Here is a 14,011-nt window from a genome sequence, read left to right on the forward strand (position 1 = left end):
AACGGAGGCGTTTCATGGGGTGGGCAACGTTTGTTCAAGAGGCCCGCCGAGCACTTTGAGGTACTCCAGCAACGCCCAGCGTTCTTCAGGTTGCAGCAGGCGCCCGATAACCCCGTTGCCGCGAGGGCCGGCGCGGAACTCGTGACCGCTGTTGTGGTTGCCGCTGATGCGGGTGTCGAGCACAAAACCGCCGTCGAAAGCTTCAGTGCGATAGCCCAGATGACGCGGGTCGTATTCGAAGCTGCCGCGATAGAAGGTCTGGTCGCGCTCGGCCTGGGGCGAAAGCAATTGATACACCGTAGGCACCGAGCCGTTGTGCAGGAAGGGCGCCGTGGCCCAGATCCCGTCAAGCGGCCGCGCCTTGTAGGCACGCACTTCAAGTACGCCGATCGGCAAGCCAAAACCGTTGAGCCGCGCCTGCTCTTCGGGGCCGATATTGGCATCGTGATAAGCACGCTTTTCAACAAAGGCGGTGACATAGGCCAGGCCCTTGGCCACCGACAGCTTGCTCATGTCCAGAGGGGCGTCGGTGCGGGGGTACAGGTCGACGTTCATCTTGGCCAGTTCGGCGGCGTCCCATTGCAGCGCACTGAGGTCGTAGCGGTTGTCGGCAATATTGCTGGCGGTATTGGGGTCGGTACCGATCACATCGACGGGCAGCAATTTGAGCTGCTTGACCATCCGCCCGTTTTCTTCCACTTCAGGTGGCACATGGCAGCCGGCGCAGTTTTCGCTGAAAAGCGCACGGCCCTTGGCCGCCAGTGGCCGGTCAATCTTGCCGAACAGTTCTTCAGGCCAGACCGGGGGCTTGAGCTTTTGCAGCGTCTCTTCAATCAGGTGCAGGTCGGTGACACGCACGCTGGAGGGGTAGCGGGCATCGCCCTGCAGGGGCTGGCCGTGGGGGTCGAAAAAGTTCAGGGTGGCGCCCACGCCCAGGGCTTCGCCGATATTGCGCGCCATGGGTTGCTTGGCCGAGCCGTTCCACTGTACCCAGTCGAAGGTCCACATGTCCCACAGGTGCGGGTAGTCCACCGGGGCATTGGCAACGCGATAGTTGTCGGGGGAAATCGCATCGCCGAAGCTGGCGTTGGCGATCCGGCCGAAGGCATCGGTACGGCCCGGGCCTTCCAGGGTTGGATAAAGGCCACGATGGGTGTCGTTCCAGGCCACGCCCAGGAAGGTGTCCAGGGAGGCCTTGAAGTCCTTGCGCAATTGTTTGTGCTGCGCATCATATTGATCGCCCAGTACGGTGCGGGCGAAGCGCTCGAATTTCCACGGGTTGTAATACGTAGCAGCGAGGCTGGCGACCAGCGCCTGGCCGAAGCTGCCGCCGCGCAGGGTCGGTACGCTCGATGGCAGTACATGTTGTGCCGGGGCACCGTCCACGCGTACCGCCTGGCCTTTGAAACGCAATTCGCCGGTATGGCAGGCTGCACAGGTGATATCCAGATACTCCACATTGCTGCCGGGGTTCTGGTGACGGGTGAAGCCGACGGGCAGGTTGCCCGGGTTGGCAGCACTGGCCTGCTGCTTGGGGTCCACCAGAAAGCCAAAGCGCGCCAGGTACTCGGGGGCCGCGAAGGGCTGTTTGGAAAACGGCAGTTCCAGGGCGGCGAACCAGTCGTAATGCAGGCCTTTAACCTGGGTGCCCTGGGGGGTGTAGTAGTAGGTCTGGCGTTCAGCAGGGCTCCACTGATCCAGATAGTGCAGTTGCTGCGGGGGCTGGTAGGCGGGCAGTTTTGGATTGGCAACGAAATAGACCACCAGGCCAAGGCCCAGGGCCACTGCCACCAGCAGCCCCAGCAGAACACGGTAAAACAGACGCACAGTAACGCTCCTTGTAAAAATATGTACAGCCTTATGCCTTAGCTGGAGTCAGGCATCAAGTGAGCAGGGTTGTGCCGTGCCGGGTTTACAGATGTGTTAACAAAAGTTGCGGCTAAAATGAATTGTTATTAATGCATGAACTTATCCACTAATTGCCTATCTTATCCCGGTAGCCATTGGTCGCGGCCGCCTGATAAGCTCGCGGCTTTATTCGATTGCCCATTTGGCGCATGAACAAGGAAATAGCATGAAACAGCATCGGTTGGCGGCAGCTGTGGCCCTGGTAAGCCTGGTACTGGCGGGTTGTGATTCGCAGACCAGCGTAGAGCTGAAAACTCCGGCGCAAAAAGCCTCGTACGGCATTGGCCTGAACATGGGCAAGAGCCTGGCTCAAGAAGGTATGGACGATCTGGATTCCAAGGCCGTAGCCCAGGGCATCGAAGATGCCGTTGGCAAGAAAGAGCAAAAGCTCAAGGACGACGAGCTGATCGAAGCGTTCGCAGCCCTGCAGAAACGTGCTGAAGAACGCCTGACCAAAATGAGCGAAGAAGCCTCTGCTGCAGGCAAAAAATTCCTCGAAGAAAATGGCAAGAAGGCCGGTGTTGTCACTACCGCTTCTGGCTTGCAATACGAAGTCATCAAGAAAGCCGATGGCCCTCAGCCAAAAGCTACCGATGTAGTGACTGTTCACTACGAAGGCAAGCTGATCGATGGCAAGGTGTTCGACAGCTCGGTTGAGCGCGGCAGCCCGATTGATCTGCCGGTGAGCGGCGTGATCCCGGGTTGGGTTGAAGGCCTGCAACTGATGCACGTTGGCGAGAAGTACAAGCTGTACATCCCTAGCGAACTGGCTTACGGCGCGCAAAGCCCGAGCCCGGCAATCCCGGCCAATTCGGTGCTGGTATTCGACCTGGAGCTGCTGGGCATCAAGGACCCTGCAAAACCAGAGCAAGACGCTGCTCAGTAAGCAGCCTTTTGTACGCATAACGCCCCGTCTCGACGGGGCGTTGTCGTTTTTATAGCCTGCATTCTGTATTTGTAGGCATTGCCCTACAGAACTTCAAAGGCCCATAAGTTCCCTTGGCTAGTAGTTGCTGACTGCCAAGTCAATGAATTTATGGGTTTTTTTATGTGTGTAAAAAATGCCCGATCTGAGCGCAGCCCTTATGGGGCGGGCCTTTCAGGGGCGAAAAGCAGCTCTGTTCACAAGGTTATCCACAATTTGTGTGGATAACATTTCCAGGAAATGACGGCGTTTTCGGCTGTTTTCACAAAATATTCACTTTTGTTTGAAATCCCAGAGACCTTGGCGGCTGATAGGATTAAGCTCAAAGGGAAAGTTCTGACTCGATTTATGAAAAAGTCTGACGGGGTTTAGTGATGGATCTTCAAATCATCAAGCGTAATGGTGAGCCTGAATACGCCGTTCTTTCGTGGGAGAGTTATCAGGCACTGCTCAAGGCTGCCGGATTCCAGGAGCCACTTGCCGAACCTGACAAGGATCTGCAGCCCCCTGCAGCCGAGCAGGAGCACCCCGGACTCGATCAGTTGCGCCGCCTGCGCGAGCACAAGGGCCTGGCCCTTGAGGCGCTGGCACGCACGGTAGGTATTAGTCCGTCATATCTGGGAATGATCGAAACCGGCGAGCGTCTGCCCGACCTCGCCATCCGTCGCAGCTTGGCCTGGGAGTTGGGTATCGCAGGCTGGAGGGAAGCATCATGAGCGTACGCATCAGTCGTCAACACTGGGATGGGTTGTTGGCTGAGCTGGATCAGGCGCGTCGACAGCGTCACTTGTTGACATACCGGGCATTGCTGGAGCGTTTGCAACTGCCGAGCCCGGCCATGTTGACCCTGACCGCAGCTCTTGAACATCTGGCGGCGATGGATGCCAAGGCCGATCAACCCTTGCGCAGTTCGCTGGTGATCAGCCAGGGCGCGAGTCGTTTGCCGCGCACCGGTTTTTTTGAATGCGTGGAGCGGCTCGGACGTTTCCCCGGCCCGCCGGATGGCATTGCCGCTGCATCCTGGCATGCTTCTGAGGTGGTGCGGGTCTTTGAGCACGCCTATGAGCATGAGGAAGCCTGAGTGTTCTGGCGGTTCAAGGCGCGCCTGGGCTATGCGCTGGCGCGCAAGCTGTTTCACTGGCCCTGGTGTATTCGTCAGCCGCGTCTCTGGCACTGGATGGAAGGGCAGTTTGCGCGCGCGGCCAACCTGGGCGATACCCGCGCGCAAAGCTTCTATGGGCATATCCTGGCCTTTCGCGGCCAAGGGTTGGGTGCCAGGGAGGAGGGCGTGCGTTTGTTGCGCCTGGCGGCGCTGAGCGGCGATGGCAAAGCGGCATACCAGGTGGGTGTTTTCAGCCTGGCGGGTACGCCCAGCAAACCGCCGGATGCCTCTGAGGCGGCCCGCTGGTGGACGTTGGCGGCAAAAGCCGGGCACCCCCTGGCAGCACACAAGCTAGCGACCCTGTACCAACAGGGTGGCCCGGGATTGCTGGCCGATCCTGAGCTGGCCAGGCTATATCGCTAGGCAATAAAAAGGGCGGGCCGCATTACGCGGCCCGCCCTTTTTTATCGCCGTTGAATTACTTCTTGGCGACCTGGGAGCTGAGCTTGAGGTAGTCCAGCAACACCCGCCCGGTTTCACTCAGGTAGGCGTCGTCTTCCGGCTTGGTCTTTTCAGGTTCCACCGGCAGCGCATCTTCGTCTTCTTTCTTCATTTCCTTGAGCGGCGCTTCGCCCTTGGCCTGGCGACGGGCGTTTTCCATCACCAACTGCTTGGCATCGATATCGGCATGCTGGGCACGGCGCTCGGCTTCGTTGAGGCTGACAGTCTTCTCGGCCATCAGCTTCTCGGCCAGGGCCAGCTTGTCGCGGATAAAGATGAACTCGGCATCCTTGGCCACCCGTGCTTCATGCTCGGCCTTGAGCTTGTCGATATAAGGCTTGAACGGGTCGACAGCGGGCTTGATTGCAGGGCGGATGGTGTCCCACGGCATGGCTTCAGGCAGCGCGCTTTCGCCGATTTCCTTGGTGTCGATAATCGACGGGAAGGCGACGTCAGGCAGCACGCCCTGATGCTGGGTGCTCTGGCCGGAAACCCGGTAGAACTTGGCCAGGGTCAGTTTCAGCTCGCCGTGGTTCAGTGGCTGGATGGTTTGCACCGTCCCTTTGCCGAACGTCTGGCCGCCGACAATCAGCGCACGGTGGTAGTCCTGCATGGCGCCGGCAAAAATCTCCGAGGCCGAAGCCGACAGGCGGTTGACCAGCAACGCCATCGGGCCTTTGTAGAACGCCCCCGGGTTTTCGTCTTCCAGCACGTCGACCTTGCCGTCGGCGTTACGCACCAGCACCGTCGGGCCTTTATCGATAAACAGGCTGGTCAGCTCGGTGGCTTCCTGCAACGAGCCGCCACCGTTGTTGCGCAGGTCAATGATCACGCCATCGACTTTTTCTTTCTGCAACTCGGTGAGCAGTTTCTTGACGTCGCGGGTGGTGCTCTTGTAGTTCGGGTCGCCGGCACGGAACGCTTTGAAATCCAGGTAGAACGCCGGAATTTCAATGACGCCCAGCTTGTAGTTCTTGCCATCATGCTTGAGGTTGAGGATCGACTTTTTCGCCGCCTGCTCTTCCAGCTTCACCGCTTCGCGGGTGATGGACACAATCTTGCTGGTCTGGTCGTTGGGCGCGTTGCTCGCCGGAATCACTTCCAGGCGCACCACGGAGCCTTTGGGACCACGAATCAGCTTGACCACTTCGTCCAGGCGCCAGCCGATCACGTCGACCATCTCCTTGTCGCCCTGGGCCACGCCGATGATCTTGTCCGCCGGTGCCACCTGCTTGGTCTTGTCGGCCGGGCCTGCCGGCACCAGACGGACAATTTTCACCTGGTCGTTGTCGCTCTGCAACACGGCGCCAATGCCCTCAAGGGACAGGCTCATGTTGATGTCGAAGTTTTCCGCGTTATCTGGCGACAGATAGTTGGTATGCGGATCGTAAGACATGGCGAAGGTGTTGATATAGGCCTGGAAGATGTCTTCGCTGCGGGTCTGGTCAAGGCGCGACAATTGATTTTTGTAGCGTTTGGTCAGCAGTTCCTGAATTTTCGCAGGCTCTTTGCCAGCAATTTTCAGGCGCAGGACTTCGTCCTTGATGCGTTTGCGCCAAAGGTCATTGAGTTCGGCTTCAGTCTTGAGCCACGGAGCGTCCTTGCGGTCGATCTCCAGGGTTTCCTTGGCATTGAAGTCCAGCGAGGCAACGCCCTTGTTCAACTCGGCAAGGGCAAAGTCCAGACGCGATTTGACCCGGTCCAGGTAGCGCTTGTAGATGATGAAGCCGGGGTTCAGGTCACCGCTCTTGAGGAAGTCGTCAAACTGGAATTTCCATTTGTCGAATTCGGCAATGTCGCTGGCCAGGAAGTAACTGCGCGAAGGATCGAGCAGTTTGAGGTAGCTGTCATAGATGATCGCCGAGCGGGCGTCGTCCAGTGGTGGCTTGCTGTAATGATGGCGCTTGAGCAGCTCAACGACGTTAAGACTGGCAATCACCTCATCACGATCGGGCTGAAGGTTATCCCAACTGTTAGCGGCGAACGTATTGGCCGAAAACGGCAAAACGCCTAGGCCAATGAATAGGGCAAGTGCGGTGCTAGGGAATAAATGCTTCATGCTGATTCGACGCGGGGGCAATTGATAACGCATATTAGGCCGTCTTTGAAGTCGCCGGTTCCATCAAGGACCGGTCGCATAATGCAAAAAGCCCGGTGCAACAGCTCCGGGCTCAGTCCAGACTCACTATGGAGGCACTGTGAAAGCATTGCAAGGCGTTGAAGGTCAAGTGGAGTGGGTTGAAGAGCCAAGCCCTACCTGCGATGTAGGGCAAATCCGTATTCGTGTGGCCGCTGCCGGGCTCAATCGGGCAGACCTGTTGCAAAGTGCCGGCCTGTATCCGCCACCGCCGGGAGCCAGTCAGGTATTGGGCCTGGAGTGTTCCGGGGTGGTCAGTGAAGTGGGCCCGGGTTCGTCGTGGCAGGTTGGCGACAGGGTTTGCGCGCTGTTGGCGGGTGGTGGCATGGCAGAAGAGGTGGTGGTGGATGCCCGTCACGCGCTGCCGGTGCCTGAAGGTTTGTCGCTGGTTGAGGCCGCAGCCCTGCCCGAGGTGTACAGCACGGCGTGGCTGAATCTGTTTCAGCTGGCGGCGCTGCAGCCGGGTGAGAAGGTGTTGTTGCATGCTGGCGCCAGTGGAGTTGGTTCAGCGGCCATTCAGCTGTGCAAGGCCTTTGGCAGCCCGTGCTGGGTGAGCGTGGGGTCGGCTGAGCGTCTGGCCTATTGCCAGGCGCTGGGCGCACAAGGTGGCGTGATCCGCAGCGAAGGGCTGGACAGCCTCAAGGCGTTGGGGCCATTCGATGTGGTGCTGGACCCTGTGGGGGCCAACTACGCCGAATCCAACCTTAAGTTGCTGGCCCAGGACGGGCGCTGGGTGTTGATCGGTCTGATGGGCGGTCGCAAGGCCGAGCTGGATCTGGCATTGGTGCTGGGCAAGCGTATCCAGTTGCTGGGTTCGACCCTGCGCAGCCGCAGCGACCAGTTCAAGGCGGATTTGCTCAGTGATCTGGGGCAGCAGGTGTGGCCGATGTTTACTGAGGGCCGCTTGAGCCCGCAGTTGGCCAAGACCTTCCCGATTGCAGAGGCGCAGGCGGCGTTTGCCGAACTGGCCAGCAATCAGGTGTCGGGCAAGCTGGTGCTGGTGATAGACAGCAGCTTGACCTGACCCCTCCTGTGGGAGCTGGCTTGCCTGCGATACAGGCGATAGGGTCTGGCAGCCAATCGCGGTGATGCCATCGCGAGCAAGCCCGCTCCCACAGTTTCAGGGGGTCATTTCCAGTGATGAATCGGCCACCCGGCCTTTTCAGCCTGTTCGCGCAGCACCGGGTCGGGGTTCACCACATGGGGGTGATCGACCTTGAGCAGCAGCGGCAGATCGTTGCGTGAATCGGAGTAAAAACTCGCGCCTTCAAGGTTCTCTTCCTGCTCATCGAGCCATTCCAGCAAACGGATGATCTTGCCTTCGCGGTAGGTCAATGTCCCCACGGTCTTGCCGGTGTAAAAACCGTGGGCCACTTCCAGCTCGATACCCAGCACCTCATCAATACCCAGGCGCTCGGCAATGGGCTTGACCAGGTGGGTACCGGAGGCCGAAATCACCAGGATCCGATCGCCGGCCTTGCGGTGTGCAGCAATGGTTCTGGTTGCGTCACTGAAGATGATCGGTTCGATATAGTCTTCAACCCACGGCTCGACCAGGTGGGCGACTTCTTCAGGGGTGCGGCCAATCAAGGGCTCCAGGCTGAAGGCCATGTAGTCTTCCATCGCCAGCTCGCCCCGGCTGTAAGCCGCCATCAGTTCATTGTTGCGCTGCATGAACGACTTCGGGTCGACCCAGCCCAGGCGGCCCATCTGCTCGCTCCAGAGGGTGGCGCAGTCGCCATGAATCAGGGTTTCGTCCAGATCAAAAATTGCCAAGGCCATCAGCGCGAATCTCCCTTTATTGAATTCAGAAACATCAGGCTACCTCACAAAGGGTGCTCGGATCGATGGACAGCGCCACGCGCTGACCGTCCGGGTACAAGTCGCCGGGTGCGCGGTTGAGTACGTCGACAATCAATTGCACGCCACGCACCTCGACGCGATAGCGGATCACGTTGCCCAGCAGGCTGTGGTTCAGAATCACCCCGTCAGGTTCACCCTGCACGCTCAGGCCCAGGGTTTCCGGGCGAATGGCGATGCGGCTGCTGACCGGGCGCTGCAAAAGGCGGCTGGCGGTGTCGGCGTCGAGCAGATTGTAGTTGCCGATAAAGCCTGCGGCAAAGGCATCCGCCGGGGCTGCATAGAGTGTCTGGGCATTGCCGCTCTGGACAATATGGCCCTTGTTCATCAGGAAGATACGGTCGCTCATCACCAGTGCTTCTTCCTGATCGTGGGTCACGAAAATCGTGGTCAGGCCCAGCTCGCGCTGGATGGTGCGGATCTGTTCACGCAGGTGTTTGCGAATCCGTGCATCGAGCGCCGACAGCGGTTCGTCCAGCAGCAACAGGCGCGGGCGTGTCACCAGTGAACGGGCCAGGGCCACGCGCTGGCATTGGCCACCCGACAGCTGATGCGGGTAGCGCTTGGCGAAGTCATTCAACTCCACCAGTTGCAGCGCCTCGGCCACGCGCTTGTGGCTGTCGTTGGCACTGACCTTTTGCATGCGCAGGCCGAAGGCCACGTTCTGTTCGACGGTCATGTTGGGGAACAGCGCATAGCTCTGGAACACCATGCCGATGCCGCGCTTTTGCGGGCTCAGGGGCACGATGTCCTGGCCGTCGAGGAGGATCTTGCCGCCATCTACCGGCGTCAGCCCGGCGATGCAGCGCAGCAGCGTGGACTTGCCGCAACCGGACGGGCCGAGCAGGGTGACGAATTCGCCTTTGGCGATGCTGCAATTGATATCGCTGAAAACCGGGGTGCCGGAATAGGATTTTTGCAGGTGTTCAACGCTGACGAAGCTCATTGGCTTTTGTCCTTGTTCAGGAAGGTGGCAACCCAGGTCAGCACCAGCACAAAAAGAAAGTAGGAAATGACCAGCGCGCTGGTGAAGTGACCGCTGCTGTTACGCATGTTGTTGAGGAACACCTGCAGGGTTTCGTAGCGGGTGCCCACCAGGATATTGGCGAACACAAACTCGCCAAACAGGAACGAGAATGACAGCAGCAGGGCGACCATCAAGCCTTTGCGCAAATTGGGCAGCACCACCAGAAACGCCGCCTGCCAGGTGCTGGCGCCCAGCAGCTGGGCAGCGTCCATCAGGTCGCGCAGGTTGATCGCTTGCAGGTTGTTGGTGATCGCCCGGTACATAAAGGGCAGCGCCACGGTGAAATAGCAGCCGATCAGGATCCACGGCGTACCGACCATTTGCAGCGGGCCAGAGCCGTAGAGTTGCAGCAGCCCCACCGACGACACCACTGGCGGCACGGCGAAAGGCAGCAGGATCAGGATGTTCATCAGCGCATCAAGTTTGGGGAAGTGGTAATGCACCACAAACAACAACGGCAGGATCAGCACCACTGACAGCACCAGTGCCGCAACGCAGACCAGCAGCGACTGGCCGAAAGCCTTGAGGAAGCGCGGGTCGCTCCACAGCTGGTCATACCACTTGAAGGTAAACCCGCTGGGCAGCACCGTGGCCGACCAGCTGCTGGAGATGGAGTAAATAAACGTGCCCAGCAGTGGCAGCAACAGAATCAGGAACAGCAGCCAGACCACGCTGCGGTGGTAAAAACTGGCCGAAGGGGTTTCAGCGCGCGACATGGTAGCTCCTCTTTAACAGCCACTGATGCACCAGGGTCACCAGGGTCATCAGCCCCACCAGAATCACCGCCAGGGCACTGGCCATGTTCGGGTCCAGGCTGATATCCCCTGACACCATCGCGGCGATACGGATGGGCAGCACGTTGAAGTTGCCGGTGGTCAAGGCATACACCGTGGCATAGGCGCCCAGGGCGTTGGCCAGCAGGATGACGAAGGTGCCGAGCAGGGCCGGGGTCAGTACCGGCAGGCCGATAAAGCGCCAGAATTGCCAGCTGTTGGCGCCCAGCAGGGAGGCCGATTCACGCCAGTCTTCACGCAGGGCGTCGAAGGCCGGATATAGCAGCAGCACGCCGAGGGGGATCTGGAAATAGGTGTAGAGGATGATCAGGCCGGTTTTGGAGTAGAGGTTGAAATCCTCGATGATCCCCGCCTGTTTGAGCATGATCGTGATACTGCCGTTAAAGCCCAGCAGGATGATGAAGGCAAAGGCCAGCGGTACGCCGGAGAAGTTGCTGGTCATGTTGGCGAACGCATTGACGAAATTGCGCAGCCGCGAATCCACCTTGCGCAGCGAATAACTGCCCAGGATCGCAATGACGATGCCGAACAGGCTGGACCAGAAGCTGATCTCCAGGCTGTGCTGGATGGCCTGCAAATAGAATTTGGAATTGAAGATCTTGATAAAGTTGGCCAGGCCCCAGCCGCTTTCTTCTGATTGCACGCTGTGGATCAGCACCCACACCAGCGGAGCGATTTGAAACACGATAAAAAATACCGCGAAGGGCACCAGGCAGAGAACTGCAAGCCATTTGCCCCGGGTCATGGTGCGGGCCTCAGCAGCTCGCGGCACAGCGGTTTGTCGTGAGCCACACCGAGCAACTCGCAGATGGTGCCGCACAGCTCGAGCTGTTTTGGCATGACATCCGGGTTGAGGCTGAATGCATCGCCCAGCACAAACAGGGGCACTTCACGTTCTTCGGGCAGCAGGCCGTTGTGGGAGCGGTCGTTGTTCATGCCGTGGTCGGCGGTGACTAGAACCTGGTAGCCGGCCTGCAGCCAGCCTTGCAGGTAGTCGGCCAGGATAATATCGGCCGAGCGCGCGCTGTTGCGGTATTGCGGGGTGTCGAGGCCGTGCTTGTGCCCGGCGTCGTCGATATTCATGGGGTGGACCAGCAGAAAATCCGGCTTGTGCGTCAACCGCAGGCTTTCGGCGTCGGCGAACAGGTGGGAGTCGGGGTAGTGATCGCTCCAGTAGAAGTGCCCGTGCTGAATCGGCAGATCGGCGGCAACGGTGTGGCGGTCCCGGGCAATCACGAAGGGCGAACGGTTATACAGTTCGCTGACCCAGTGATAAGCGGCGGCTGCCGTGCTCAGGCCAGCATCGCGGGCGTAATGGAACACGCTGCGCTGGTTGGACAGGCGCGCCACATTGTTGTGCACGATGCCGCTTTCAATCGGCGGCACGCCGGTCAGGATGCATTCGTAGAGCGGGCGCGACAGGGCAGGCAACTCGCAGGTGAGCTTGTACAGCGCGGCGCGGTCTGCACTGACATAGGCTTGCAGATGACCCATTGCCTGGCGGGCGACCTCGTAGTTCAAGCCGTCGAGGACTACCAGAATGACGTTGTGTTTCATGTAAGACTCCGCTGGCACAGCGCAAAAGCTGTTGTGGGAGCGGGCTTGCCCGCGATGGGTACAACTCGGCACATCAGCTGGATCGAGTCGATGGCATCGCGAGCAAGCCCGCTCCCACACAGATCAAGGCGCAGGGTTACTGCATATTGATGATGACTTCTTCCTGCCACAGCTGCGGCAAGGCCTTGGAGGTTTTTTCCCAGGCGTCTGCATCCTTGATCGGGGTTACATTCTTGTACTGGTCGTTGGACAGCAGCTTGGCCTGCACATCAGCTGGCAGCTTCAGGTGTTCGGCACGAATCGGCCGGGCATTGCCCCGCGCCAGGTTGGTTTGCCCGGCATCGCTGAAGATGAACTCGCGGGTCAGCTTGGCGGCGTTGGGGTGTTTGGCGTATTTGTTGATGATGGTGGTGTAGCCCGAGATCACCGAACCGTCGGACGGGATCAGCACGACATAGTCATCGGGGTTGGCCATTTTGGCCTTGTAGCTCAGGCCGTTGAAATCCCAGACCACGCCGACTTCCACTTCGCCTTTCTCCATCGTGGCGATGGTCGGGTTGGCCAGTGACAGGCGACCTTGCTTGGCAATGTCGGCAAACATCAACAGGGCCGGTTGCACGTTCTTTTCATCGCCGCCATTGGCAATGGCAGCCGCCAGCACGCCATTGGTGGCCTGTGCCGCGGTGCTGACATCACCGATCGAGACCTTGTATTTACCCGACTTCAGGTCAGCCCACTTGGTCGGTACTTCGGAGCCGTGCAGCAGCTTCTTGTTGACGATAAAGGCGATGGTGCCGGTATAGGCCAGGGCCCAATTGCCGTCCTTGTCCTTGGCCCAGTCCGGGATCTGCTCCCAGGTGGTCGGTTTGTACGGCTGGGTCACACCCTTGGCCACGGCGATCGGGCCGAAGGCTGCGCCCACGTCACCGATGTCGGCACTGGCGTTGTCTTTTTCCGCGGCAAATTTGGCCACTTCCTGGGCCGAACTCATGTCGGTGTCGATGTGCTTGAGGCCATAGAGCTTGTTGAGGTCGGCCCAAGTGCCTTTCCAGTTGGCCCAGTCATCAGGCATGCCGACGCTGTTGACGGTGCCTTCAGCCCTGGCTGCGGCTTCGAGGGCTTTTAAATCGACATCGGCGGCCATGGCCGATGTGCACAGGGCAATGCTTGAACCTAACAGTGATGCAAGGAAAAACTGTTTCATCCGAAGCTCCTTGGGCGTTTTCAACGCTGGGTTTTATTGCTCTTTTGCGGTGGGTTGGTCTAGGTCAGCAATACCTGAGCCAATTTAAGCCCGGCAGATGACACTTTAATGTCGGCATTGGTTATGCAAGGCATTTCGCCAGCCAGCGTGTGTGTTCCGGCTAAGCGTAGACCATCGCACAGGCCCCGGCAGGCAAGGGGGCTGGCGGTTTTCAGGGGATATGTGGCAGTGCCCTTGTCATCGAACAGTCATATGTTCTGCCTAGGCTGGCAGGCTCAAGGAGCGACTGGTTGACGGTCATGCCTGCCCACATTTGGTGCTGGACTAGTCCAGCCAGGTAACGTTGATGCGAGAAGGTGCACCCAAGGCGGTAACAGCGATCAGTCGCACGCTGCAAGAGCAGATTGAGCACGGCCTGTTGGCGGGCGGCAGTCAGCTGCCGGCCGAGCGCAAACTCAGCGAATTGTTCGCCACCACCCGCGTCACCGTGCGCGAAGCGTTGTTGCAGCTCGAATCCCAGGGGCTGGTGTATCGCGAAGAGCGGCGCGGCTGGTTTATTTCACCGCCGCGCCTGGCGTATAACCTGATGCAGCGCAGCCACTTCCATGCCATGGTCACGGCCCAGGGGCGGGTGCCTACCACCGAGGTGATATCGGCGCGCCTGCTGCCGGCCACGGCGGCGGTGTGTGAGCGCTTGCAGTTGCCGGCGTTATCCAGTGTGATTCAGATCTGCCGGGGCCGGCGGATTGACGGGCGGCTGGTGCTGTATGTGGAGCACTACCTGAACCCGCAATATTTCCCGCAGATCCTTGACCTTGATCTGACGCAGTCGATCACCGAACTCTATGCCCGGCATTACGATTTGCACTACGGCCGGGTGCGTTTTGAGATTGTGCCTACAGCGCTGCCGGTAGAGGCTGCGGCAACGCTCAAGGTTTCAACCGGCAGCCCGGGGTTGCGCATTGCCCGCTCCCACACCCGTCAGGTGAGTGGCAG

13 protein-coding genes and 1 pseudogene are annotated in these 14,011 nt (G+C 59.3%); 6 read left to right on the plus strand and 8 right to left on the minus strand.

Going from position 1 to position 14,011, the window contains the following annotated elements; all coding sequences use genetic code 11:
* Positions 1-12: 12 nt before the first annotated feature.
* Positions 13-1,827: a di-heme-cytochrome C peroxidase gene (locus tag BLU25_RS22490; RefSeq protein ID WP_016780135.1), complete on the minus strand. Its 1,815-nt coding sequence runs from the start codon at positions 1,825-1,827 to the stop codon at positions 13-15.
* Positions 1,828-2,074: 247 nt separating this feature from the next.
* Here BLU25_RS22490 and BLU25_RS22495 point away from each other — a divergent pair, with 247 nt between their 5' ends.
* The 4 genes from BLU25_RS22495 (at position 2,075) to BLU25_RS22510 (ending at position 4,358) form a co-directional block, all read left to right on the plus strand.
* Entirely contained in the window at positions 2,075-2,794 is a 720-nt protein-coding gene (locus BLU25_RS22495) for an FKBP-type peptidyl-prolyl cis-trans isomerase (protein WP_016780136.1), read from the plus strand.
* A 413-nt stretch (positions 2,795-3,207) separates the two neighbouring features.
* Positions 3,208-3,549, plus strand: coding sequence for a helix-turn-helix domain-containing protein (locus tag BLU25_RS22500; RefSeq protein ID WP_016780138.1), 342 nt, complete (start codon positions 3,208-3,210; stop codon positions 3,547-3,549).
* The gene (locus BLU25_RS22505) at positions 3,546-3,914 is read left to right on the plus strand and encodes a hypothetical protein (RefSeq protein WP_016780139.1); all 369 of its coding nucleotides are present in this window, start codon (positions 3,546-3,548) and stop codon (positions 3,912-3,914) included. Before BLU25_RS22500 ends, BLU25_RS22505 begins: the two co-directional genes overlap by 4 nt.
* Positions 3,915-4,358 carry a tetratricopeptide repeat protein gene (locus BLU25_RS22510; RefSeq protein WP_016780140.1) on the plus strand — a complete coding sequence of 148 codons (444 nt, stop codon included), beginning with the start codon at positions 3,915-3,917 and terminating at the stop codon, positions 4,356-4,358.
* 55 nt (positions 4,359-4,413) lie between these two features.
* Here the strand turns inward: BLU25_RS22510 and BLU25_RS22515 are convergent, their stop codons facing one another.
* Entirely contained in the window at positions 4,414-6,495 is a 2,082-nt protein-coding gene (locus BLU25_RS22515) for a carboxy terminal-processing peptidase (RefSeq protein ID WP_172832036.1), read from the minus strand.
* Positions 6,496-6,634: 139 nt separating this feature from the next.
* On the opposite strand from BLU25_RS22515, the gene BLU25_RS22520 reads away from it, so the two are divergent.
* Positions 6,635-7,597: an NAD(P)H-quinone oxidoreductase gene (locus BLU25_RS22520; protein ID WP_016780142.1), complete on the plus strand. Its 963-nt coding sequence runs from the start codon at positions 6,635-6,637 to the stop codon at positions 7,595-7,597.
* 104 nt (positions 7,598-7,701) lie between these two features.
* On the opposite strand, the gene BLU25_RS22525 is transcribed toward BLU25_RS22520, so the two are convergent.
* From BLU25_RS22525 to BLU25_RS22550, 6 genes are all read right to left on the minus strand, one after another.
* Complete coding sequence (locus BLU25_RS22525) at positions 7,702-8,355, minus strand: HAD family hydrolase (protein WP_016780143.1); 654 nt, start codon at positions 8,353-8,355, stop codon at positions 7,702-7,704.
* A 34-nt stretch (positions 8,356-8,389) separates the two neighbouring features.
* Positions 8,390-9,379: an ABC transporter ATP-binding protein gene (locus tag BLU25_RS22530; protein WP_016780144.1), complete on the minus strand. Its 990-nt coding sequence runs from the start codon at positions 9,377-9,379 to the stop codon at positions 8,390-8,392.
* The gene (locus BLU25_RS22535) at positions 9,376-10,176 is read right to left on the minus strand and encodes an ABC transporter permease (protein ID WP_016780145.1); all 801 of its coding nucleotides are present in this window, start codon (positions 10,174-10,176) and stop codon (positions 9,376-9,378) included. Before BLU25_RS22535 ends, BLU25_RS22530 begins: the two co-directional genes overlap by 4 nt.
* Positions 10,163-10,999, minus strand: a complete 837-nt coding sequence (locus BLU25_RS22540; protein ID WP_016780146.1) for an ABC transporter permease — start codon at positions 10,997-10,999, stop codon at positions 10,163-10,165. Before BLU25_RS22540 ends, BLU25_RS22535 begins: the two co-directional genes overlap by 14 nt.
* A complete protein-coding gene (locus BLU25_RS22545; RefSeq protein ID WP_016780147.1) occupies positions 10,996-11,811 on the minus strand; it encodes an alkaline phosphatase family protein in 816 nt (271 codons plus the stop codon). Before BLU25_RS22545 ends, BLU25_RS22540 begins: the two co-directional genes overlap by 4 nt.
* Positions 11,812-11,947: 136 nt before the next feature.
* Entirely contained in the window at positions 11,948-13,015 is a 1,068-nt protein-coding gene (locus tag BLU25_RS22550) for an ABC transporter substrate-binding protein (RefSeq protein WP_016780148.1), read from the minus strand.
* 346 nt (positions 13,016-13,361) lie between these two features.
* Between BLU25_RS22550 and BLU25_RS22555 the strand changes: the two are divergent.
* A pseudogene (locus BLU25_RS22555) lies at positions 13,362-13,985 on the plus strand (UTRA domain-containing protein); the annotation flags it as partial.
* Positions 13,986-14,011 lie beyond the last annotated feature (26 nt).

Source organism: Pseudomonas fragi, assembly GCF_900105835.1.
GTDB classification, from domain to species: Bacteria; Pseudomonadota; Gammaproteobacteria; order Pseudomonadales; family Pseudomonadaceae; genus Aquipseudomonas; species Aquipseudomonas fragi.

Bases quoted from the DNA above. Each gene is read 5' to 3' on its own strand.
- BLU25_RS22545 (WP_016780147.1), bottom strand. From the start codon at position 11,811: ATGAAACACAACGTCATTCTGGTAGTCCTCGACGGCTTGAACTACGAG.
- BLU25_RS22530 (WP_016780144.1), bottom strand. From the start codon at position 9,379: ATGAGCTTCGTCAGCGTTGAACACCTGCAAAAATCCTATTCCGGCACC.
- BLU25_RS22525 (WP_016780143.1), bottom strand. From the start codon at position 8,355: ATGGCCTTGGCAATTTTTGATCTGGACGAAACCCTGATTCATGGCGAC.
- BLU25_RS22505 (WP_016780139.1), top strand. From the start codon at position 3,546: ATGAGCGTACGCATCAGTCGTCAACACTGGGATGGGTTGTTGGCTGAG.
- BLU25_RS22495 (WP_016780136.1), top strand. From the start codon at position 2,075: ATGAAACAGCATCGGTTGGCGGCAGCTGTGGCCCTGGTAAGCCTGGTA.
- BLU25_RS22540 (WP_016780146.1), bottom strand. From the start codon at position 10,999: ATGACCCGGGGCAAATGGCTTGCAGTTCTCTGCCTGGTGCCCTTCGCG.
- BLU25_RS22515 (WP_172832036.1), bottom strand. From the start codon at position 6,495: ATGAAGCATTTATTCCCTAGCACCGCACTTGCCCTATTCATTGGCCTA.
- BLU25_RS22500 (WP_016780138.1), top strand. From the start codon at position 3,208: ATGGATCTTCAAATCATCAAGCGTAATGGTGAGCCTGAATACGCCGTT.
- BLU25_RS22550 (WP_016780148.1), bottom strand. From the start codon at position 13,015: ATGAAACAGTTTTTCCTTGCATCACTGTTAGGTTCAAGCATTGCCCTG.
- BLU25_RS22535 (WP_016780145.1), bottom strand. From the start codon at position 10,176: ATGTCGCGCGCTGAAACCCCTTCGGCCAGTTTTTACCACCGCAGCGTG.